This is a genomic window from Streptomyces sp. NPDC037290 (assembly GCF_055603245.1).
This window is the reverse complement of record NZ_JBVJVZ010000127.1, coordinates 1-1,646: the sequence shown is the minus strand read 5'-3', so window position 1 is coordinate 1,646 and position 1,646 is coordinate 1. Positions and strand designations below refer to the sequence as shown.

General features: G+C 64.5%; 3 protein-coding genes. 2 read left to right on the top strand and 1 reads right to left on the bottom strand.

The window, feature by feature from the left end:
• The first annotated feature begins 103 nt into the window (after positions 1-103).
• Both ACZ7HQ_RS45350 and ACZ7HQ_RS45345 read left to right on the top strand, forming a co-directional pair.
• Entirely contained in the window at positions 104-313 is a 210-nt protein-coding gene (locus ACZ7HQ_RS45350; RefSeq protein ID WP_078652206.1) for a hypothetical protein, read from the top strand.
• Positions 314-605: 292 nt separating this feature from the next.
• Positions 606-929 (top strand): hypothetical protein, encoded by a 324-nt coding sequence (locus tag ACZ7HQ_RS45345; RefSeq protein ID WP_030593123.1) that lies wholly within the window; start codon positions 606-608, stop codon positions 927-929.
• A gap of 291 nt (positions 930-1,220) precedes the next feature.
• On the opposite strand, the gene ACZ7HQ_RS45340 is transcribed toward ACZ7HQ_RS45345, so the two are convergent.
• Entirely contained in the window at positions 1,221-1,553 is a 333-nt protein-coding gene (locus ACZ7HQ_RS45340) for a hypothetical protein (RefSeq protein ID WP_030593127.1), read from the bottom strand.
• Positions 1,554-1,646 lie beyond the last annotated feature (93 nt).

The following is a 1,646-nucleotide window of genomic DNA, read 5'->3' as shown; positions in this document are numbered from 1 at the left end:
TCGGGCTGGCAGTCAAAATGACGAGCCGTCTGCGTCAGGCGGCCACCCAGCGGATCGGCAAGCCATCCTCATTGGTCTGTACCTATCGGGGAAGGTGAGCAGTATGAGCGACGACAACATCGTGACGATCACAGTCGAACTGCACGGCGGACCGCTCGACGGGAAGGCCACCGCGGTCACCCTCACAGAGGAGGACCCCTGGACCGCTATACCGAATGACGGCTGCGCATATCCCGGCGGTAGCAGCATCTACGCCCCCGATACCGCGGGTCGAGGGGTATGGCAGGACGACCAGCCAGCTGACAGTACATAGTCTGGACACGACTCGCCCTCGCGCAGAAGTCGTCGAACGGCATGAGGGCGGTCGCCGCCAGGGCCGACGTCTCTCTTCGGCGCTGGTGCAGTAATGCTTCATGACCAAGCAGGCCCTGGTGCTGTACGCCCTCGCCCGGTGAGCTGACCTCAGGTGAGGTCGAAGGTGACGCTCACGGAACCGCCCCAGTCCGGTGCCTTCAAGAGCGTGAGGGTTCCATCCTCGGCCTCGACGACTCGTACCGTGATCCCGCCGCAGTCCTCATGCCCTGGACACCGTCATCGACTCCGTCGTGACACCGCAGCAACTCGCACATCTCTTGTCTTACAGCGACCTCTTCGCGACGATGAGCAGCACTCAGGTCATCCAGCACGTCCAGGCGCTTGCAAGCGATGCGTCCGGCGGACTCCTCGCTGGTCATGACTACCGCAGCGATGTCTCCCCACGCGTGTACGGCATCAGGAACAGGATCGTTCATATGAAGGAAGGCGGTGGCCCGAAGGGGCTGCCGCTCCTCGCGCCCTACAGCCGGGAAGCAAGGGACCTTGCTGCTGATCTCCGCACGGTCCGATTCCTCGCCGAGCACGCGATGGAACGGTGGTCCACAGCCCTCTGACAGGGGACAGCTGAGACGCGGAGCCGTGCCGGGCGCTCACAGCTCGGCCGCACGGAAACCGGAACGTGCACGGAGACCGGTGCCAGACTGCTTTCGGCAGTTCGGCGTTGTCCTCTTCCTCGCCCAGGCAGCAGGCCTGCCCCGACGGTGACTTCAAATGTTCCACCAGGCAAGATCATTTGAAAACCCGCCTAGGACTCCGCTCGCATTAGCACGGCTCGAACTGGAGGATGCTTCCGCCCGCCGCAAATGAAGCCGGCCCGCCGCATGTGCGGCGGGCCGGGGGGGTGGTCAGAGGTAGGGAAGTGGCTCTGAGAGCAGCCAGGTGGTGGAGGCTGCTCCGCACAGGACGCATACAGCGTTCGGTACCCAGCGGGGGGCTCCAAGCTTCGCTGTGGCGTCAGCTGCTTCGGCTGTGATGAGCAGGCCGCTGAGGAGCACGAGCACGCTTGTGGACCAGGTGATTTCCGGGCGCCCGATGCTGAGCCAGCCGGCTACGATCCCGAACAGGCTGAGCACGGTGTACAGCACGGGAGGGTCAGAGCGGGTGCGGACCTTGTTGACCCGGCGATGGGTGAGAATCACCGCGAACTGCGCGAGCAGTGCCGCAAGGGCGATCAGCATGGAGTGCTCCTAGAACTTGCAGGCGTTCTTGACCGCGGTGATCCCGAGCAGAGCTCCGACGGCCCTGCGGTGCGCCGAGGTCATCTTCCGTCG

Bases quoted from the DNA above. Each gene is read 5' to 3' on its own strand.
- ACZ7HQ_RS45340 (WP_030593127.1), bottom strand. From the start codon at position 1,553: ATGCTGATCGCCCTTGCGGCACTGCTCGCGCAGTTCGCGGTGATTCTC.
- ACZ7HQ_RS45350 (WP_078652206.1), top strand. From the start codon at position 104: ATGAGCGACGACAACATCGTGACGATCACAGTCGAACTGCACGGCGGA.